Genomic DNA, 18,548 nt, shown 5'->3' with positions numbered 1-18,548 from the left:
GACGACGAACGCGGGGTTGCGGGCACGGCCTCAGGGTAGCCAGCACCCCCGACAGCCGGGCATGGCGCGGCTCACCTCAACGAGCGCGGCACACCGACACGAACGCCGCGGCATGGACCTCGGCCAACGTGACGAAGTGGTCCTCGGCCGCGCTCATCTCCCGTTGGACCTCCTCGGGGTGCAGCCCCTCGGGGTGCAGCGCCCCGTGAAAGTCCACCATCCAGTCCGCCCAGTCCTCGACGCTGACCTCGGGGTGGTACTGCAGCCCCCAGGCCGCCGATCCGAGCCGGAACGCCTGATGCGGGTAGCGCTCGCCGACGGCCAGCGGCACGGCACCTGCCGGCAGCCGCAGGACGGCGTCCTGGTGCCAGTGAGCCACGGCGAAGGTCTCCCCGAAGCGCCGGACCACCGGCCCGAGCAGCGCGTCGTCCGCGGCGGCGTCCAACGCCCGGATCTCGACCCGGCCGACCTCGAGACCGTTGCCGCCGCGATCGACCTCGCCGCCGGTGGCCAGGGCGAGCAGCTGCGCACCCAGGCAGATGCCCAAGGTCGGCACCCCCCGCTCGACGGCCTCGGCGAGCAGCCGGCGAGTGTGCGGCAGCCAGGGGGCGACGTCGTCCTCCCACGCCGCCATCGAGCCGCCGAGCACCACCAGCGCGTCGTGGCCGGACAGGTCCGGCGGCAGATCGTCACCCAGATCGGGACGACGTCGGTCGAGGGCCGACCCGTCGAGGTCACCGAGGCGACCGAGCCCGGCGTGCGGCTCGTGCTCGATGACCAGCAGTCGTGGGCCGGCAGCGGGAACAGCGGTCACAGCATCGGAAGGTAGCGGTCCAGTTCGTACGGCGTGACCTGACGGCGATAGTCGGCCCACTCCTGGCGCTTGTTGCGCAGGAAGAAGTCGAACAGGCCCTCACCGAGGGTCTCGGCGACCAACTCGGACCGTTGCATGAGCTCGATGGCCGCCTCGAGGTTGCTCGGCAGCGGCTTGATGCCCAACGCCCGGCGCTCGGCGTCGGTCAGCGCCCACACGTCGTCCTCGGCGCCGTCGGGCAGCTCGTAGGACTCCTCGATGCCCTTCAACCCGGCGGCCAGGATCACCGCGTACGCCAGGTAGGGGTTGCAGGCCGGGTCCAGGGAGCGGTACTCGATGCGCGTCGAGTTGTCCTTGCCCGGCTTGTACATCGGCACCCGGATCAGCGCCGAGCGGTTGTTGTGCCCCCAGCAGACGTAGGCCGGTGCCTCGTTGCCGCGGCCGGCCTCGGGCGGCAACGAGCCGACCCCGCCCCACAGCCGCTTGTAGGAGTTCACCCACTGGTTGGTGACCGCGGTGATCTCGGCGGCGTGCACCAGCAACCCGGCGATGAAGTGCCGGGCCACCTTGCTCAGCTGGTATTCCGAGCCCGCCTCGTGGAAGGCGTTGCGGTCGCCCTCGAACAGCGACAGGTGAGTGTGCATCCCCGAACCGGGGTGATCGGCGAACGGGCGGGGCATGAAGGTGGCGTAGACGCCCTGCTCCAACGCCACCTCCTTGATCACGGTACGGAAGGTCATGATGTTGTCGGCCGTGCTGAGCGCATCGGCGTAGCGCAGGTCGATCTCGTTCTGGCCCGGGCCGCCCTCGTGGTGGCTGAACTCCACCGAGATGCCCATGCTCTCGAGGACGCTGATCGCCGCCCGCCGGAAGTCGTGGGTGGTACCGCGCGCCACGTGGTCGAAGTAGCCGGCCTGGTCGACCGGAACCGGCACCCGGCCCGGGCCGGGCTCGTCCTTGAGCAGGTAGAACTCGATCTCGGGGTGGGTGTAGAAGGTCAGCCCGTGCCCGGCGGCCTTCTCGAGTGAACGCTTCAGGACGTACCTCGGATCGGCGAGGGTGTGCTCGCCGTCCGGGGTGAGGATGTCGCAGAACATGCGCCCGGTGCCCTGGTGGTCACCGCGCCAGGGCAGGACGGCGAAGGTCGACGGGTCGGGACGCACCAGCATGTCGGCCTCGTAGACCCGGGCCAGCCCCTGGATCGCCGAGCCGTCGAAGCCGATGCCCTCGGCGAAGGCGCCCTCGAGCTCGGCCGGCGCCACCGCCACGGATTTGAGTGTGCCGAGGACGTCGGTGAACCACAGGCGCACGAAACGGATGTCGCGCTCCTCGAGCGTGCGAAGCACGAACTCCTGCTGTCTGTCCACTGCCCACGTCTCCTCGTGACCGACGGAACACCTGCTGTCCCCCAGGCTAGGCCAGGGCGGGTTACCGGCGTGTGACGCCCCGCGCGCCGATGGTCGCGACGTGGACATCCCCCGGTTCTAGGCTGTAGTCATCAGCTCCCACCCTGCCAGCGGAGACGGTCGTTCACCATGAGCCAGAGCCCACCACCCGGCCCCTACGAGGGCTACTCGTCCTATCCCGGCGACGCCTCCCCCGGGGGCCCCACCCCGGGCACGGCGCTGAGCCCGGCCGAGGAGCGGCAGTGGGGCATGCTCGCCCACCTGATCACCTTGGCCGCCTGGGTGCTCAGCAGCGGTTTCCTCGGCTTCGTCGGGGCGCTCGTGGTCTACCTGCTCTACAAGGACCGCAGTGCCTTCGTGCGCCGTCACGCCGCCAACGCGCTCAACGTCCAGATCATCGTGGGGATCGGACTGCTGATCTCGCTGCCGTTGATGTTCGTGCTGATCGGCTTCCTGACGGCGGCCGTCGTCGGCGTGTTCGGGCTCGTGGTGCACATCCTCGGGGCGGTCAAGGCCAACGCCGGCGAGTCCTGGGACCCGCCGCTCACCCCGCGCTTCGTGCGCTGAGCCGCTCCGCCGCCCACCACCCCCGCCGTAGGCTCGGAGCATGACGCAACTGCGCCTCGCCCTGGCCCAGGTGAACCCGACCGTCGGCGACCTCGCCGGGAACACCGCCCTGGTGCGGGCCTGGACCCGCCGGGCCGCCGAGGCCGGGGCCCACCTGGTGGCCTTTCCCGAGATGGTGCTGACCGGCTACCCGGTCGAGGACCTCGCCCTGCGCACGTCGTTCGTCGACGCCAGTCGTGCCGCAGTCGAGCAGTTGGCCGCCGACCTGGACGCCGATGGGCTGGGCGAGCTGCCGGTCGTGGTCGGCTACCTCGACCGGGTCGACCGCGACGGTGACGGTCACGGCGAGAACGTGGCGCCCGCCGTCCGGGTCGGGGTACCCAAGGGTGAGCCGCAGAACTGCGCTGCGATCTGCGTCGGGGGCGCGGTGGTGGCTCGCTACGCCAAGCACCACCTGCCCAACTACGGCGTCTTCGACGAGTTCCGGATCTTCGTGCCCGGGCGTGACCTGACCGTGGCGCGGGTGCGCGGCGTCGACGTGGCGATCGCCATCTGCGAGGACCTGTGGCAGGAGGGCGGCCCGGTGGCGCTCACCCGCGCGGCCGGCGCCGAGCTCCTGCTGGTGCTCAACGGCTCGCCCTACGAGCGCGACAAGGACGACGTGCGTCGCGAGTTGGTCACCCGCCGCGCCGCACAGGCGGGGTGCGCCCTGGCCTACGTGAACATGGTCGGGGGCCAGGACGACCTGGTCTTCGACGGCGACTCGATCGTGGTCTCGGCCGGTGGTGAGGTGCTGGCCCGTGCCCCACAGTTCGACGAGCACCTGCTCGTGGTCGACCTCGACCTGCCGGCGGACTCCGGGCACGCGGCACCCGCGGTGGTGGACGGCGTCCGGCACGTCACGATCAGCGAGGACGCCGTCGCGCCCTACTCCCCCGACCCGATGCTGCGACCCCCGGCCACCTTCGCCGTCGACCGCGAGGGTGACGCCGAGGTGTACCGGGCCCTGGTGGTCGGCCTGCGGGACTACGTGCGCAAGAACGGGTTCCGCTCGGTGGTGCTCGGGCTGTCGGGTGGCATCGACTCGACCCTGGTGGCCGCCATCGCCGCGGACGCGATCGGCGCGGAGAACGTCGTCGGGGTCTCGATGCCGAGCAGCTACTCGAGCGAGCACTCCAAGGACGACGCCGCCGACCTGGCGATGCGGCTGGGCCTGGACTACCGGGTGGTGCCGATCGCACCGATGGTCGAGACCTTCCTGAGCGCGCTGGGCCTGACCGGCCTGGCGGAGGAGAACCTGCAGGCCCGGGTGCGTGGCGTCGTCCTGATGGGGTTGTCGAACCAGGAGGGCCACCTCACGTTGACCACCGGCAACAAATCGGAGCTGGCCGTCGGGTACTCGACCATCTACGGCGATTCGGTGGGCGGGTACAACCCGGTCAAGGACGTGCCCAAGACCGATGTGTGGGCGTTGGCTCGCTGGCGCAACGCCGACGCCGTGGCCCGGGGCGAGAAGCCACCGATCCCCGAACCGTGCATCACCAAGGCGCCCTCGGCCGAACTGCGCCCGGGGCAGCTGGACCAGGACTCGCTGCCTCCCTACGACCTGTTGGACGCCGTCCTCGAGCGATACGTCGAGGGTGCCCACGGCCGCTCGGAACTGCTGGCCGACGGCTTCGAGCCGGCCACGATCGACGCTGTCGTCACCATGGTCGACCGCGCCGAGTGGAAGCGCCGCCAATCCGCCCCCGGCCCCAAGGTCTCGCCCATCGCCTTCGGCCGCGACCGCCGCCTACCCATCACCAGCCGCTGGCGCGAACACGAATCCTGACCCCGAACACCCACCCCCAACCTGCTCATGCTCCGCCGGTGACCGCCGATGCTCCGCCCACGACGTGAATCTGGGCGAAATGTCCGATCATGGCGAGTCACCAGCGGAGCATGAGCAGGTTTCGGACGCAACCTTTGGAGAAGGCATGAGTGAGAACGAGCAACCGAACCCCTACGGCGCGCGGGTGGTCGTGCCGGACGCCGCGGCCCCGGGAGCCGTGCCGCCACCGCGTCGGGTGCGGATCCACCACCTGCGCGAGATGAAGCAGCGCGGCGAGAAGTTCGCCATGCTCACCGCCTACGACCAGTACGCGGCGGCCGTGTTCGAGCAGGCCGGCATCCCGGTGTTGCTGGTGGGCGACTCGGCGGCCAACAACGTCTACGGCTACGAGACCACGGTGCCCATCACCGTCGACGAGATGGTGCCGCTGGTGCGCGCCGTCACCCGCAGCGCCCGGCACTGCCTGGTGGTCGCCGACCTGCCCTTCGGTTCCTACCAGGCCGGCCCGGACCAGGCGCTGGGCAGTTCGATGCGCATGATGAAAGAGGGCCTGGCCCACGCGGTCAAGCTCGAGGGCGGACGGCGCGTGGCGCCCAGCGTCGAGGCGATCGTCGGTGCCGGCATCCCCGTGATGTGCCACATCGGCTTCACTCCGCAGGCCGAGCACGGTCTGGGTGGTTACCGGGTGCAGGGCCGCGGCGAGGAGGCCGTCGATCGCATGGTCGCCGACGCCCTGGCGCTGCAAGAGGCCGGCGCGTTCGCGATCGTGCTCGAGATGGTGCCCAACGACGCTGCCGCCGCGGTCACCAAGGCCCTGCAGATCCCCACGATCGGCATCGGCGCCGGGCCGCACTGCGACGCCCAGGTGCTGGTCTGGCAGGACATGATGGGCCTGCGCACCGGCAAGGCGCCGCGGTTCGTCAAGCGGTACGCCGACCTGCACAACGTGATGCTGGACGCCGCGAAGGCCTATGCGGACGACGTCCGCGCCGGCACGTTCCCGGCCCCCGAACACTCCTTCGAGAGCTGAGGACCGCGGCCGAGGTCATTCCGTGATCTCGGCTCCGGCGCGCCGCCGTGGGTCGGTCAGGCGCCTTCGCCGTCCCCGTCGCCCCGCCAGCGCCGATCGTCTTCGTCCCACTTCTCGGTCCGCTCACGCGCCGATTGCAGCGCCCGGGAGGCCGCCTCGAAGGTGGGGTAGGGACCCATCAGGACCTCCCCGCGAGACTTGTTCTCCTCGGTCTCGACCTGACCGGTCGTGACGTTGAACCAGAACTGTGGCTGCTCCATGTCGGCACTCTAGGTGACCTGTCTCGCGGTCGTGACGATGCCGCCACCGCAGCGCCGAGCTGCGGTCACAATGGTGCCTCCATGAACGGGAGCGACGGATGCTCGACTGGCTACTCGGGGTAGCGGCAGGGCTTGCCCTCGTGGGCCTCGTCATCGGTGCCTCCCACCTGGTCACGCTCCGCCGCCGACACCGGGTCGCAGCCACCGGCACCCTTCGATGCGCCGCCGCGCTACGTGGTGCGACGGCGCCCTACCCGATCCGAGCGCAACGGGGTCGCCTCACAGTAAGCCGCGATCAGATCAGCTTCACGCTGCGCTCGGGTAGGCAGATCGATCTGTCCCACGTCGGACTACAGCTCACCCGGGTCCGGCTGGCCGGCACAGCCGAGACCAGCGATGACGACCTGTCCCGGATGCTGCTGTGCCAGGACGGCAACGGCACGCCCGTCGCATTGGCCGTGGGCGAAACGGACGCTCCCCTGCTCCGCGAGCTGTTGACGCGATCGGTGACCCAGGTGCGCCGCGGCCAGGTGAATGCGACCAGCGGGAGGCCGCGGCCGTGGCGGACCTGGCCTGCTGTCGTGACGATCCTGACTGCGGTGCCGCTCGCTGTTCTGGCCGGGCTGTTGCTCACCGGAACGATGTCCACCGCACAGGTCGTGGCCGGCGACGAGGGGTGCGAGGCGGTCTGGACAGATCCCTACCTCGGCGTCGAACGTCGTAGGGAATCCGGCTGCCTCGGGGGCCGGACGCAGACCACGGTGGTGACTCCGGCACCGGGGCTGCCGGACGTGCCGATCCGCCTGGACGCACTGCTCTTCGTCGGTTCGTTCCTCGGCGGCGGGCTGTTGCTGGCTCTGGCGGCGGTGCCCTGGCGGATGTGGGCCTGGCGCCGGGAGGACCCATTGCGCACCGCAGGGCTCCCCATCGATCCGCCCACCCAGCCGGTGCCGGCCCGGTCGCGTGCCGAGCCGCGACCGTGGGAGTCGAGAGATCTCACCTGGGCGGCGGCCACCGCCCGTGCCGAGGTTGACCGAGTTGTCGGGTGCGCGCCTCGCATCGGTGATCGGCTGCGCCGTTGGCGGGACCCGCTGAAGGCGAGCACGGTGTGGCTGATCCCGATCCTCTTGATCCTTGCCGGTTGGCCGGCCTTCACCGGGGCGATGACGGAGCTCATGCAGACCCGGCCCGCCGAGGCCACCGTGGTCTCGGTGCTCACCACGTACCCTCCGGCCCTGGAGGAGCTTCGCATCGGTTTCACCACCGAGTCCGGCGAGCAGGTCGAGACCAGCGTCGTCGTCCACGGCTGGTCCCGGGAACCCGCCGAGACCCTGGCCATCGAGTACGCCACCGCCCGGCCGCAGTGGGTTCGCGCGGCATCCCCGAACGCGGGTCACCGACTCTGGGCGGCAGCAGCCACGGTTCTGATCGGGGCAGCCCTCGGCGGGGCGGGTTTGGTCCTGAGCCAACTGATCCGCCCGGGCCGCGCAGCCCGTCGTGCCCGGCGGACCGGGCGGGCCACCACGGTGCGCCACGCACTGTTCGTCACCGATGCCGGCGAGGTTCGGGCGCTGCTCTTCGCCCAGACCGCGGCTGATGAGCACGACCGGCGTCCGATCGCCGTGCTCGACCTCGCCCCGACCGCAGTCGTGGCCGATCTGCCCCCGGTGGGCACCGGTGTGCTCCACGGCGGCCTGTCGTCGGACCGACCGGTGGTGTACGAGGCGGCCGGGTGTGAGGTCCTGGCCACCGAGCTCGCCCCGATCACCAGCCAGCACGACGTGACGGACCTCGTGGCCTACCTGAACGCCGAAGCGGAGCTCTACCAGACGGTGTGGTGATCGCCGCCGGTGATCCGTCGCGACGACGGCCGACCGGCCCCGGCCTAGAATCCCCCGCATGACCGCTGCGACCGGCGCCCGCCGTCCCCCGCTCACGCCGGGGGCGATCAGCCCGCTGCGCGCCGTCCCGGCCTCGATCACCCGGCCCCCGTATGTCGGCAAGAAACAGGCCGACCGTTTTGTCGGCTCGGAGGTCAAGGACGAACAGACCATCGCGGCGATGCGTCAGGCCGGCCGGATCGCGGCCCAGGCCATGGCTGCGGCCGCCGAGCACATCGCGCCGGGGGTGACCACCGACGAACTCGACCGCATCGGTCACGAGTTCCTGCTCGACCACGGCGCCTATCCCTCGACGCTGGGCTACCCCGGCAACGGCACGGCGCCGCCGTACCCGAAGTCGTTGTGCACCAGCGTCAACGAGGTGATCTGCCACGGCATCCCGGATTCGACGGTGCTGGCCGACGGCGACATCGTCAACATCGACATCACGGCCTACCTGGTGGTCGACGGCCTCGGCGTACACGGTGACACCGACGCCACCTACCTGGTCGGCGAGGTCGACGAGGAGTCGCGACTGTTGGTCGAACGCACCCACGAGGCGATGATGCGCGGCATCAAGGCGATCGCGCCGGGGCGGCAGATCAACGTGATCGGCAAGGTGATCTCCTCCTATGCCAAGCGGTTCGGCTACGGCGTGGTGCGCGACTTCACCGGCCACGGCATCGGGACGGCGTTCCATTCCGGCCTGGTGATCCCGCACTACGACGCCGCGCCGTTGTTCGACACGGTGATCGAGCCGGGGATGACCTTCACCGTCGAGCCCATGCTCACCCTGGGCACGCACGACTGGGTCTGCTGGGACGACGGCTGGACCATCGTCACCAGGGACCAGCGCCGGACGGCGCAGTTCGAGCACACCATCCTGGTCACCGACACCGGCGCGGAGATCCTGACCCTGACCCTGACCTGACCTGACCTGACCCTGACCTGACCCACGGGACCCGCCCCGAGCGAGGTTGGAGACCAGAGCGGCTCGAGCCCTATCTAAACGCCGGACGGATGAGCAGAATACGCACCGTGAAGAAGGCGTCCCCATGGGTCCACCTGGTGCGGTGGGCCGTCGGGTTGACGGCCCTGTCGATGGTGGTCGTGCTCGGCGGCGCCACCGCGGTCTGGTACTTCGAACGAGACCATCCCGAGGCCAACCTTCGGGAGTGGCATGACTCTCTGTGGTGGGCGGTCGTCACCGTCTGCACCGTCGGCTACGGGGAACACTTCCCGGTGACCATCGGCGGCCGCATGATCGCCGTCCTGGTGATGATGACCGGGATCGCCATCATCGGTGCCGTCGCCGCGATGGTCGCCTTCGGCTTCGGCTATCGCTTCGCAGCCCGACTCGAAGAGGCAGTGCGGCACGTCGAGAGCCAGCAGACCAGTGAGATCGAGATGCTGCAGGCGGCGCGCGATCGGGGCCCGCACGCCGCGGGAGCCGGCCGGCCTGCAGGAGGTGCTGGTCAGCGTGCCCGACTCGGACTGTGCCGCCTCGCTGACCTGGTTGCTGGCCCGGCTGGGCTGGCACCCGGCCGCGGACGACGCCGGCATGGGCTGGGCGCAGGGCGGCACTCGGATGCGCCTGGCGATCAGACCCTGGACGACGCCGGTCGGCGTCCAGGGCCGGCTCACCTTCGGCGCCGGCCGCCAGGACCGGCTGGCACGGATCGCCCGCGAGGCGCTGAGGCACGGATTCCACCGCATCGAGAACCCGGCCCCGACGAGCAGCGTGCCGACGTTGGAGCTGGCGGCCGCCGTGCCGGAACGGGTGGTGCTGCGCACCGCGTCCGGGTTCGAGGTGGCCCTGGTGGCCTCCTGAGAGCCGGCGCGACTGCCCTCGACGGGCAGGCCTCTATAGGGTTGCCCAGCGAACGGACGACGGAAGGGACCGGGGCGGCATGGCCACGAGTGCGGCAGGACGCCGGGTGACCCGCGGTGTGGGTTTCGGGATCGACATCGGCGGGTCGGGTATCAAGGGTGCTCCCGTGGACCTGGCCGCCGGTACGTTCCGGGAGGACCGGCTACGGATCCCGACCCCTCAGCCGTCCACCCCGGCCGCGGTGGCGGACACCGTGAGCACGCTCGTGAGCCACTTCGCCGATCGCGCGGGAAGCCTGCCCATCGGCGTCACCTTCCCCGCCGTGATCCAGCACGGTGTGGCCCGCACGGCGGCGAACGTGGACGGGGCCTGGGTCGACACCGACGTCGACGCGCTGCTGACCGAACGCCTCGGCCGGCCGGTCGTCGTCCTGAACGACGCGGACGCCGCCGGGTTGGCGGAGACCCGGTACGGAGCCGCCAAGGGCGTCAAGGGCGTGGTGATCGTGGTCACGCTGGGTACCGGAATCGGCAGCGCTCTGATCTGCGACGGCGAACTGGTGCCGAACACCGAGATGGGCCACATCGAGGTCGACGGCTTCGACGCCGAGTCCCGGGCTGCCGACAGCGCCCGCCAGCGCGAGGAACTGTCGTGGGTGAAATGGGCCAAGCGGCTGCAGCGCTACTTCACCGCGGTCGAGAACCTGTTCTGGCCCGACCTGATCGTGGTCGGCGGCGGGGTGAGCAAGAAGTCGGACAAATTCCTGCCGCTGCTGAACCTGCGGACCCCGATCGTGCCGGCCAGCCTGCTCAACGACGGGGGCATCGTCGGTGCGGCCCTGTACGCCGCCGAGCACGGCTAGGCCCGACTGAGCCCGGCTGAACAGGTCTCGGCTGAACAGGTCTCGGCTCGACGGACTCAGCTGAAGTAGTCGTCGATGTCGTCGGCCTCCGACAGGGCGGCGCTGTTGGCGGCCACGGTCTGGAAGTAGGTCATCGCCCCGTCGCGTCCGAACGCGGTGCTCGCGGTACTGGCTGCCAGCGAGGCCAGCGCCGTCACGAAGGCCAGGCGCGCGTACTCGTCCTCGCTGGCCTCGGTCAGCACCACCTGCATGGCCTCGGCGTCCCCGACCATCTGAAACCGGGCGAACGCTGCGGCACGCTGGTTGGCCCGCGCCGCCTGGCGCCGTTCCAGGGTCGACATGTCGTTCTCCCGCTCTGTGGCCTGCTGCATGAGTTCTCTGGCGTGAGTCCTCGACGACTCACGGCATCAGATCGTCGGGCGGGCGGCAAGCGGTTCCCTCCGGCAGCCACCCACACGGCCCAGGTGCCACCGCGACAGGCTGGGCATTGCATGACTCTGCGTCACGATGTCTCACCGCTCGATCGCTGCTGCCAGCACTGGACAGAAGCCCGACACCCGCTCACCAACTCGGCGAGTTGGTCTGCGCGACAGGCAGATCACAGGTACTTTAGGTGTCAACGGCCTCGCGTGATTCTCCCCCCGTAATCACGCGGGGCCGCCTCATGTCCCGGGCCTGACTACAGGATGTGATCACGCCGGGATGTGATCACGCCGGCGCGGGTCAGCCGGGCCGATTCCACGGCTTGTCCGAGTCCTTCGACAACTGGTCGAGCACCAGGCGCCGCACGTAGCGATCTGCCGCCTCCAGTGATCCGAACGCCTCGACCATGGCGTCGAGAATCTGCTGCCGATCCGCCGCGAGCCGCGTCCGTGCGTGGGTCACCGACACGAACGTCTCCTCGAAGGTGCGGGCCAGGAACCCGAGGTCGTACACCGATCCGTTCGCCTCCCACACCTCGATCTCGGCCTTGGTGGTGAACGCACAGAGCAGTTCCCACAGGCACCACAGGCGTGTGAACGGCACGGGATTGATGAGCGGCAACGCAACCCGCCCGATATGGCGGATCACGGTCCGCATGTCGTCGGCGATCGCCTCCGGGCGGTGCTGGTTGTAGCAGACGAGATCGAGCCACACGAAGGTCGCCGGCCCGTGAGATCGATACGGACCCGACAGGGCATAGAGCGAGGTGAAGGCACTGCCACCGATGAGAGGGTTCGCCCACGCATGCGAGACGAACAGGTCAGGGAGCCCGCGATGCTCCTCTGGCACCCGCGCATACAGTGGCCCCTGGGCACACCTGGTCATCGGGCGCACGACGTCGAACGCCACGATCTCGCCGTCGAGGTCGCCGGTGGCCTGTGGGGGCAGCGCCTCGGGCCACGGGACCGAATCGAAGTGAATGCTCGCGCGGCGCTGGGACTCATGGCGGTCGACGATCAGCCGCCGCTGCGCGTCGACCTCTTTCAGAAAGCCGATGAGCCAGCCGAGACGTACGCCCCGCTCGTGCAGCGGGGGTGACGCGCCGCGCTCCGGATCGTCCGGCTGCATGCCGGTGGCGGCAGCGATCGCGGCCAGGTCGAGATTCAGGTCCATGGTGCGGCTTCACGGTCGATGCGCCCGGGACATGGCGACATCGTCGGGCATTCACCCGGGCACAGGAAGAGACTGCGCGACCGAATACCCCTCTCCTGAGGTGACGTTCGCGTCACTGGTGAGCGGACGAGCCGGACTGTAAGCCGGATTCTGTATCCGCCGGTTGCCCGGCGGATGGCGACCATCCATCTACGAACACCGTTGCCGGTGCCCTCCTGCGGCCTACCCGGAAGCTCGGGCGGGCCGCCCTCGAACGCTTCCTGTCTGGCCTTGCTCCGGGTGGGGTTTACCGAGCCGCGACGGTCACCCGCCACGCTGGTGGTCTCTTACACCACCGTTTCACCCTTACCGGCGCCGACCCCGAGAGGTCGAACCGGCGGTCTGTTCTCTGTGGCACTGTCCCGCGGGTCACCCCGGGTGGGTGTTACCCACCACCCTGCCCTGTGGAGTCCGGACTTTCCTCGGCGAGCCCTCCCCCGACCAGCGGGATCGTGCTCGACGCGGCCGCCCGTCCGGCTCGTCCGAGGCCAGCGTACCCATATCGAGAAGCTCCCCCGGACGTCGACAGCGAGTTGACTCACGTCGAATGCCCGCGTGGGTGGGGTCGTTGACTCATCGGTGGATGCCCGCGTGGGTCAGGCTCGCTCGATGGGGTTGACCATGGTGCAGCGCAGGGCGGTGCTGGCCTCGCAGGTGGCGGCGTGGCCGAAGGCCACCAAGGTCGAGAAGTCGGCCATCCTTGATCATCTGGTGGCGGTCAACGGGTGGCATCGTGACCACGCCCGCAAGATGATCCGGGCCGCGGTCGCCGGGCGAGCGATGGGCGTGACCCGGGCGAAACGGGCACCGGTGTACACCTACGACGAGGCAGCGATCACGGCGTTGGCGACGTGCTGGGCAGTGCTGGACGGCCCGACCGGTAAACGGCTGCAACCCGCTGATGGCGCTTAATGATCTTGGCCAGAGTTGCTCGTCGATTTTCCCCACCTGGGTGGCGTGGTCAGCGTAGTGGTGTGCGGGTGCCGGTGGCGGTTCGGCGGAGGGTGTCTGCTCTGGCGTGGTGGTCGCGCAGGCGGTAGGAGTCGCCGTCGAGGGTGAGGACGACGGATCTGTGGAGGAGCCGGTCGAGCATGGCGGCGGCGACGGTGGTGTCGCCGAGGACTTCTCCCCAGGATCCGACCCCGCGGTTTGTGGTGATCACGATGCTGGTCTTCAAGTAGCGCTGGGAGACGACCTGGAACAGGGCGGAGGCGGCTTCGGCGGGCAGTGGGAGGTAGCCCAGTTCGTCGCACTATGCGGACATCCGCATAGATCGACCTATACCGACCCCGTGACTATGCCGAGGACAGGGTCCGGGGTCGTTCCTGGAGCGCGGGTCCGGGCATGGAGTCCTCGGCATAGTCACAGGGCGGGGTTGATCTTCGAGGGAAGCAGAGTGCTTCTCGCAGGAGGTCACCGATGGGAACCGCGCGTCGCAAGTCTGGGGTGTTGGCGGCTGAGATCGAGCCGTATCGACAGTGGCTGCTCGAGCAGGGGTTCAGGCCCGGCACCGTCCGGACGCTGTTGCGCAATCTGTCGCAGCTTGGCGTCTGGCTGCAGCAGCGTGAGATGACGGGCGCGACCATCGACGCCGCGTTGGTGGATGAGGTGTTCGCGCAGCGACGGGCGTTGGGTCGACGAGGCGTTCCCGGGCGGCTCGGGACAGGTAGGTTGCTGGCGTTCCTGGACGAGCGCGGCCTGCTCGCACCGGCGCCGCAAGAGCAGCCCACGGCGCTTGACCTGCTGCTGGTGGAGTTCCGGCAGCGGCTGTTCCAGGAACGCAACCTGTCGGCGAGCACAGTCCTTCGCTATGAGAGGACCGCTCGGCGGTTCCTGTCGGAGCAGGCCCTGCGCGAGGGAGTACTTCGGGTCGGCGATCTGACCGGCGCGGACGTGAACGCGTTCCTGCTGCGGGAGTGCTCGCGGGTCTCGGCCGGGTCGGCGAAGGGCCGCGTCGCGGAGCTTCGGTCACTGCTGCGCTTCTGCTATCTGCGCCAGCTGCTCCCGATGCGATTGGGTGCCGCGGTGCCGCCAGTTGGGGGCTGGCGTCTGGCGTCCATCCCGGTGATCGTCAGCGCGGCCGACGTCGCAGCGGTGATCGACAGCTGCGACGTAAGCACACTGCAAGGTCGCCGGAACCGGGCGATCATGCTGTTGGTCGCACGGCTCGGGCTGCGCTCGATCGAGGTCGCCCGGCTCGAACTCGATGACATCGACTGGCGCCGCGGTGAGCTGACGGTGCGTGGCAAGGCCCGCCGCCAGGACAAGCTTCCCCTGCCCAGCGAGGTCGGTGAAGCCCTCAGCGCCTACCTCGTCGAGCGTGGCCAGGTCGAGGGCTCGCGGCGTGTGTTCTTCACCTGCCGCGCGCCGCGCCGGCCGATCCGCCCGGACCTGGTCAACGACGTCGTGGAGCGGGCCTGTCTGGCCGCCGGCATCAGGCGGTTCGGGCCGCACCGGATGCGGCATGCGCTGGCTGGTGAGCTACTCCGCAAGGGAGCGGGTCTGCGGGCGATTGGTCAGGTGCTGCGTCATCAGGACCTGGCCACCACTGCCCTCTACGCCAAGGTCGACCTGGACACGCTGCGTGGCATCGCGTTGCCCTGGCCAGGAGCCGACCGATGAACGGGCCGAAGAGCCGAGTGGAGAGCCCAATGGTGGAATCGGCGGTGAGTCCGCTGACCCAGGCACTTCGGGACTACCTGAGGTTGCGTCAGGGCTTGGGGCATCAGCTGGCCGACGCGGCGCGGCTGCTGCCCTCCTTCGTCGCGTTCCTGGAGGGTCTGTTCGAGCTTCGGTGTAACTGGCCTGATGGGTGGACCAGTGTGTCTGCCGGGAAGGTCCGATGATGACCGAGATGATCCAGGACGTGACTGACCTGGGACGAACGATCGACAAGACCCTCAGCAAGCCTGGCGAGGCCGAACGGGCGGCGATCCGGGAGATGGTGAAGTCGGCCACGGATCGTGGTCTGGCGTTGACCGGGCCGGATGGCTTGTTGAAGATCATGACGAAGACGGTGCTGGAGACCGCGCTCGATGAGGAGATGACGGCGCACCTGGGTTATGAGAAACATGCCGTCGAGGGCCGTGACGGCGGGAATTCCCGCGACGGTCGGCGGGTCAAGACGGTGCTCACCGACAATGTCGGTCCGGTCGAGATCGAGGTCCCGCGGGACCGGGCGGGCAGTTTCGAACCGGTGATCGTCGCGAAACGGCAGCGGCGCCTGGGTGATGTCGACGCGGTCGTGTTGTCGCTGTATTCGCGGGGGTTGACCACCGGTGAGATCAGCGCGCATTTCGCGGAGGTCTACGGCGCCAGTATCGCCAAGAGTGTCGTCTCGACGATCACCGAGCGGGTCATCGAGGAGATGACCGAGTGGTCGAGTCGGCCACTGGCCTCCCACTACGTGGCGGTGTTCGTGGACGCGATCGTGCGCCACGAGGCGCTGTGTTACCGAGTGGAGGTGGAAGACCTGCACCGCCTGGCCGTCGCAGCGGCTGGGTTGAAGCTGGAGGCAGCCTGATCCGGGGGACGCCGGTGAGGGTGGGAAGCAGCCTCGACAACGACGGGACGTGTCAGCACTGCCAGATGGCGCGGGTCCGGCTAGCGAGATGAGAGGGCGTACGAACAGGAACCAGCGTTGACGTCTCGTAAGCGACGAACCGGCTCGAATCTGGTGGATGTGGGCCGGGGTGCAGCGCACGACCGACCAGTGCGGTAGTGGTTGGTTGACTTCGGGTTCGGCTGATTGCGTCGGGTCCGGAGGCCACGGTGAAGGCCTGCGGCGTAGTCGTGGCGATGCTGTCGGGATAGCAGCTGGGCGCCAGACTCGTCGATCGGTACGCAGTGAACGTGGGAACCATTGGTGATCGCCCGGCTGCCGCGCGGCCAGCGTGGTGGTGGGCAGGTCCGTCGTCGGCTGATGGTCACCGGTGGGGCGGAGGTCTCGTAGTAGTCGGCGGCCGGGAGAGCCGGTCACAGGGCGAAGGGAGACCAGTGAGTCGGCAGGGAGGAGATTGGAATGCCAGGAGGGGCATCGGTGAACATCGGTGCGCCGGATCAGGTGTGGCCGTCCTTCGGTCAGGCCCGAGCCCGGGTACTGGGGATCCAGACCAAACTGCACCAGTGGGCGAGGAGTGATGCTCATCGCCGGTTTGATGACCTGTTCAACCTCGTGGCCGATCCCGCGTTCTTGATCGTGGCGTGGGATCGGGTGCGGGGCAACAAAGGAGCCCGGTCGGCGGGCGTGGACGGCCAGACGGCCTACTACGTCGAGACCGAACGGGGCACGACCGCGTTCCTCACCGAGGTGCGGGACGCGTTGCGGGCGGGCACGTTCCGTCCGTTGCCGGTCAAGGAGCGGATGATCCCGAAGCCAGGCACGCGTCAGCGGCGCCGGTTGGGGATCCCGACGGTGACCGACAGGGTCGTGCAGGCTTCCTTGAAGCTGGTGTTGGAGCCGATCTTCGAGGCGGACTTCCGCCCGTGTTCGCACGGGTTCCGCCCTGGCAGGCGTGCGCACGACGCGGTCGCCGAGGTGCGCCACTTCACGTCCAACCCACGCAACTACGAGTGGGTGGTGGAGGGCGACATCACGGCGTGCTTCGACGAGATCTCTCACCCGGCGCTGATGGAGCGGGTGCGGGACCGGATCGCGGACAAGCGGGTGCTGGCGCTGGTCAAGGCATTCCTGAAGGCGGGCATCCTCAGCCGGGACACCGGGCTGCGCCGAACGGACACCGGCACCCCGCAAGGCGGGATCCTCTCCCCGCTGTTGTCCAACATCGCCCTGAGCGTGCTCGATGAGCACTTCGACGCCCAGTGGCGCGGTTGGAGCCGATGGCAACGCGAGCAGCGCCGCAAGAAGGGACTCGGGACGTGGAGGTTCGTCCGGTACGCCGACGACTTCGTGATCCTGGTCCACGGCGATCGTTCGCACGCCGAGGCCCTGCGCGAGCAGGCAGCAGCGGTCTTGGCGCCGATGGGACTGCGCCTGTCGCAGGCCAAGACGTTGATCACGCATATCGACGAGGGACTGGACTTCCTGGGCTGGCGCATCCAACGCCACCGCCGCAAGGGAGACACCCGGCGGTTCGTCTACAACTACCCGTCGAAGAAGGCACTAGCCTCGATCACGGGCAAGGTCAAGACGATCTGTCGGCAGGACCTGAACCTGGACCTGGCCATCGTGCTGCACCAACTGAACTCGGTGCTGCGCGGCTGGACCACCTACTTCCGGCCCGGCGTGTCGTTCCAGACGTTCCGGTATCTGCGCGCCTTCATCTGGCGCCAGATCATGCACCGGCTGCGTCGGCGACACCGTCGGATCACCTGGAAGGAACTACGCCGCCGCTACTGCGACCGGCGCTGGTGGCCCAGACAAGGCGAGGTGATCCTGTTCAACCCCACCGACGCGGGCACCACCCGCTACCGGTACCGGGGTGCGCAGATCCCCTCGCCCTGGCCAACCGCAGCCTGAGCACCCCCCGAACCCACGGGGACCCGCGGAGAGCCGGATGCGGTGAGAGTCGCACGTCCGGTTCGGGAGGCGGGCCGCAGAAACGGACCGAGTCGTAAGACCGGCACCGCGCTGCGGCCCGACCTCACCACGTGAAGGTCCGTGACGGGCAGGTCGCCAACCGGCCCTTCTACGCCGCGATCGGGGTGGACCTGCGCGGCCGTCGGGATGTCCTGGGCCTGTGGGCCGGCACGCCCGGGCACGGGGAGTCGGCGAAGTTCTGGCTGGGCATCCTGACCGAGCTGAAGAACCGGGGCGTGGTCGACATCTTCTACCTGGTCTGTGACGGCCTGAAAGGCATGCCCGACTCGGTGGGGGTCGTCTTCCCCGACACGGTCGTGCAGACCTGCATCATCCATTTGATCCGGAACACGTTCAAGTACGCCTCCAAACGGTACTGGGGTGAACTGGCCAAGGACGTCAAGGACATCTACACCGCCCCGAACGCGAAAGCAGCGTGGGCGGCGTTCGAGTCCCTGGAGGAGAAATGGGGAAAGACATACCCCGCGATCCCGAAATTGTGGCGCAACGCGTGGGAACAATTCATTCCGTTTCTCGACTACGACATCGAGATCCGTCGGGTGTTGTGTTCCACGAACGCGATCGAGTCGCTGAATGCCCGCTACCGGCGGGCCGTGGATGCCAGGGGTCATTTCCCCAGCGAGAACGCTGCCCTGAAGACCCTGTACCTGACCACCCGCAGCCTGGACCCCAAGGGCACCGGACAACAGCGCTGGATGACCCGCTGGAAGCCCGTCCTGAACGTCCTGGCGATCGTCTTCGCCGACCGCATGCCCACCGCTAACCTCTAGATCAACAACCGCCGGTTACACCGTTGCCCGCACAGTCTCCATCGCCGCCGTCCAGGCCAGCCTGCTCGAGCTGGCCCGCCGCCGCGGCAGCATCCAACGCCG

The 18,548-nt window shown here is 69.1% G+C and carries 15 protein-coding genes, 1 other RNA gene and 3 pseudogenes; 12 read left to right on the top strand and 7 right to left on the bottom strand.

From position 1 onward, the window contains the following. Nucleotides 1-76: 76 nt before the first annotated feature. Together IPK24_20255 and IPK24_20250 are read right to left on the bottom strand one after the other, a co-directional pair. Nucleotides 77-634 carry a type 1 glutamine amidotransferase gene (locus tag IPK24_20255; protein ID MBK8077820.1) on the bottom strand — a complete coding sequence of 186 codons (558 nt, stop codon included), beginning with the start codon at nucleotides 632-634 and terminating at the stop codon, nucleotides 77-79. A gap of 176 nt (nucleotides 635-810) precedes the next feature. Further along, nucleotides 811-2,181 carry a glutamine synthetase gene (locus IPK24_20250; GenBank protein MBK8077819.1) on the bottom strand — a complete coding sequence of 457 codons (1,371 nt, stop codon included), beginning with the start codon at nucleotides 2,179-2,181 and terminating at the stop codon, nucleotides 811-813. A 168-nt stretch (nucleotides 2,182-2,349) separates the two neighbouring features. Here IPK24_20250 and IPK24_20245 point away from each other — a divergent pair, with 168 nt between their 5' ends. The 3 genes from IPK24_20245 (at nucleotide 2,350) to panB (ending at nucleotide 5,648) form a co-directional block, all read left to right on the top strand. Next, nucleotides 2,350-2,787, top strand: a complete 438-nt coding sequence (locus IPK24_20245) for a DUF4870 domain-containing protein (protein MBK8077818.1) — start codon at nucleotides 2,350-2,352, stop codon at nucleotides 2,785-2,787. A gap of 40 nt (nucleotides 2,788-2,827) precedes the next feature. After that, nucleotides 2,828-4,618 (top strand): NAD+ synthase, encoded by a 1,791-nt coding sequence (locus IPK24_20240; GenBank protein ID MBK8077817.1) that lies wholly within the window; start codon nucleotides 2,828-2,830, stop codon nucleotides 4,616-4,618. A gap of 145 nt (nucleotides 4,619-4,763) precedes the next feature. Then, complete coding sequence (gene panB / locus IPK24_20235; GenBank protein MBK8077816.1) at nucleotides 4,764-5,648, top strand: 3-methyl-2-oxobutanoate hydroxymethyltransferase; 885 nt, start codon at nucleotides 4,764-4,766, stop codon at nucleotides 5,646-5,648. Between the two features lie 56 nt (nucleotides 5,649-5,704). Here panB and IPK24_20230 read toward each other — a convergent pair whose 3' ends face one another. Continuing rightward, nucleotides 5,705-5,908: a methionine aminopeptidase gene (locus IPK24_20230; GenBank protein MBK8077815.1), complete on the bottom strand. Its 204-nt coding sequence runs from the start codon at nucleotides 5,906-5,908 to the stop codon at nucleotides 5,705-5,707. A 98-nt stretch (nucleotides 5,909-6,006) separates the two neighbouring features. On the opposite strand from IPK24_20230, the gene IPK24_20225 reads away from it, so the two are divergent. The 4 genes from IPK24_20225 (at nucleotide 6,007) to IPK24_20210 (ending at nucleotide 10,481) form a co-directional block, all read left to right on the top strand. Beyond that, entirely contained in the window at nucleotides 6,007-7,749 is a 1,743-nt protein-coding gene (locus IPK24_20225) for a hypothetical protein (protein MBK8077814.1), read from the top strand. A 58-nt stretch (nucleotides 7,750-7,807) separates the two neighbouring features. Continuing rightward, on the top strand, nucleotides 7,808-8,719 hold the full coding sequence (map, locus tag IPK24_20220; GenBank protein ID MBK8077813.1) for a type I methionyl aminopeptidase: 912 nt from the start codon (nucleotides 7,808-7,810) through the stop codon (nucleotides 8,717-8,719). Between the two features lie 107 nt (nucleotides 8,720-8,826). Continuing rightward, nucleotides 8,827-9,729, top strand: a complete 903-nt coding sequence (locus IPK24_20215; protein ID MBK8077812.1) for a two pore domain potassium channel family protein — start codon at nucleotides 8,827-8,829, stop codon at nucleotides 9,727-9,729. Next, entirely contained in the window at nucleotides 9,699-10,481 is a 783-nt protein-coding gene (locus IPK24_20210; GenBank protein MBK8077811.1) for an ROK family protein, read from the top strand. The genes IPK24_20215 and IPK24_20210 overlap by 31 nt, the downstream gene beginning before the upstream one ends. 56 nt (nucleotides 10,482-10,537) lie before the next feature. Here the strand turns inward: IPK24_20210 and IPK24_20205 are convergent, their stop codons facing one another. From IPK24_20205 to rnpB, 3 genes are all read right to left on the bottom strand, one after another. Next, nucleotides 10,538-10,852 carry a hypothetical protein gene (locus tag IPK24_20205; GenBank protein MBK8077810.1) on the bottom strand — a complete coding sequence of 105 codons (315 nt, stop codon included), beginning with the start codon at nucleotides 10,850-10,852 and terminating at the stop codon, nucleotides 10,538-10,540. A gap of 352 nt (nucleotides 10,853-11,204) precedes the next feature. Continuing rightward, nucleotides 11,205-12,077 (bottom strand): hypothetical protein, encoded by an 873-nt coding sequence (locus IPK24_20200; protein MBK8077809.1) that lies wholly within the window; start codon nucleotides 12,075-12,077, stop codon nucleotides 11,205-11,207. Between the two features lie 123 nt (nucleotides 12,078-12,200). Continuing rightward, an RNA gene (rnpB, locus tag IPK24_20195) (RNase P RNA component class A) lies at nucleotides 12,201-12,597 on the bottom strand. Nucleotides 12,598-12,725: 128 nt separating this feature from the next. On the opposite strand from rnpB, the gene IPK24_20190 reads away from it, so the two are divergent. Then, nucleotides 12,726-13,028 carry a hypothetical protein gene (locus IPK24_20190; GenBank protein ID MBK8077808.1) on the top strand — a complete coding sequence of 101 codons (303 nt, stop codon included), beginning with the start codon at nucleotides 12,726-12,728 and terminating at the stop codon, nucleotides 13,026-13,028. A 49-nt stretch (nucleotides 13,029-13,077) separates the two neighbouring features. Here the strand turns inward: IPK24_20190 and IPK24_20185 are convergent. Beyond that, nucleotides 13,078-13,365, bottom strand: a pseudogene (locus IPK24_20185) (ATP-binding protein). A gap of 170 nt (nucleotides 13,366-13,535) precedes the next feature. Here IPK24_20185 and IPK24_20180 point away from each other — a divergent pair. The 4 genes and pseudogenes from IPK24_20180 to IPK24_20165 all read left to right on the top strand — a co-directional run bounded on the left by IPK24_20180 (nucleotide 13,536) and on the right by IPK24_20165 (nucleotide 18,446). Then, on the top strand, nucleotides 13,536-14,738 hold the full coding sequence (locus tag IPK24_20180; GenBank protein ID MBK8077807.1) for a tyrosine-type recombinase/integrase: 1,203 nt from the start codon (nucleotides 13,536-13,538) through the stop codon (nucleotides 14,736-14,738). A gap of 313 nt (nucleotides 14,739-15,051) precedes the next feature. After that, nucleotides 15,052-15,546: pseudogene (locus tag IPK24_20175) on the top strand (transposase). Nucleotides 15,547-16,137: 591 nt separating this feature from the next. Further along, on the top strand, nucleotides 16,138-17,595 hold the full coding sequence (gene ltrA, locus IPK24_20170) for a group II intron reverse transcriptase/maturase (GenBank protein MBK8077806.1): 1,458 nt from the start codon (nucleotides 16,138-16,140) through the stop codon (nucleotides 17,593-17,595). Between the two features lie 131 nt (nucleotides 17,596-17,726). Beyond that, nucleotides 17,727-18,446, top strand: a pseudogene (locus IPK24_20165) (IS256 family transposase). The last annotated feature ends 102 nt before the right edge of the window (nucleotides 18,447-18,548 follow it).

The sequence above is a fragment of the Kineosporiaceae bacterium genome (assembly GCA_016713225.1).
GTDB lineage: Bacteria > Actinomycetota > Actinomycetes > Actinomycetales > Kineosporiaceae > JADJPO01.
This window is presented reverse-complemented; position numbering and strand designations above follow the sequence as displayed.

What these genes read in the sequence shown, in the direction of transcription:
- IPK24_20240 (MBK8077817.1), top strand. Translation starts at nt 2,828, where the DNA reads ATGACGCAACTGCGCCTCGCCCTGGCCCAGGTGAACCCGACCGTCGGC.
- map (MBK8077813.1), top strand. Translation starts at nt 7,808, where the DNA reads ATGACCGCTGCGACCGGCGCCCGCCGTCCCCCGCTCACGCCGGGGGCG.
- IPK24_20245 (MBK8077818.1), top strand. Translation starts at nt 2,350, where the DNA reads ATGAGCCAGAGCCCACCACCCGGCCCCTACGAGGGCTACTCGTCCTAT.
- IPK24_20205 (MBK8077810.1), bottom strand. Translation starts at nt 10,852, where the DNA reads ATGCAGCAGGCCACAGAGCGGGAGAACGACATGTCGACCCTGGAACGG.
- IPK24_20230 (MBK8077815.1), bottom strand. Translation starts at nt 5,908, where the DNA reads ATGGAGCAGCCACAGTTCTGGTTCAACGTCACGACCGGTCAGGTCGAG.
- IPK24_20190 (MBK8077808.1), top strand. Translation starts at nt 12,726, where the DNA reads ATGGGGTTGACCATGGTGCAGCGCAGGGCGGTGCTGGCCTCGCAGGTG.
- IPK24_20200 (MBK8077809.1), bottom strand. Translation starts at nt 12,077, where the DNA reads ATGGACCTGAATCTCGACCTGGCCGCGATCGCTGCCGCCACCGGCATG.
- panB (MBK8077816.1), top strand. Translation starts at nt 4,764, where the DNA reads ATGAGTGAGAACGAGCAACCGAACCCCTACGGCGCGCGGGTGGTCGTG.
- ltrA (MBK8077806.1), top strand. Translation starts at nt 16,138, where the DNA reads ATGCCAGGAGGGGCATCGGTGAACATCGGTGCGCCGGATCAGGTGTGG.
- IPK24_20225 (MBK8077814.1), top strand. Translation starts at nt 6,007, where the DNA reads ATGCTCGACTGGCTACTCGGGGTAGCGGCAGGGCTTGCCCTCGTGGGC.
- IPK24_20255 (MBK8077820.1), bottom strand. Translation starts at nt 634, where the DNA reads ATGGCGGCGTGGGAGGACGACGTCGCCCCCTGGCTGCCGCACACTCGC.
- IPK24_20210 (MBK8077811.1), top strand. Translation starts at nt 9,699, where the DNA reads ATGGCCACGAGTGCGGCAGGACGCCGGGTGACCCGCGGTGTGGGTTTC.
- IPK24_20180 (MBK8077807.1), top strand. Translation starts at nt 13,536, where the DNA reads ATGGGAACCGCGCGTCGCAAGTCTGGGGTGTTGGCGGCTGAGATCGAG.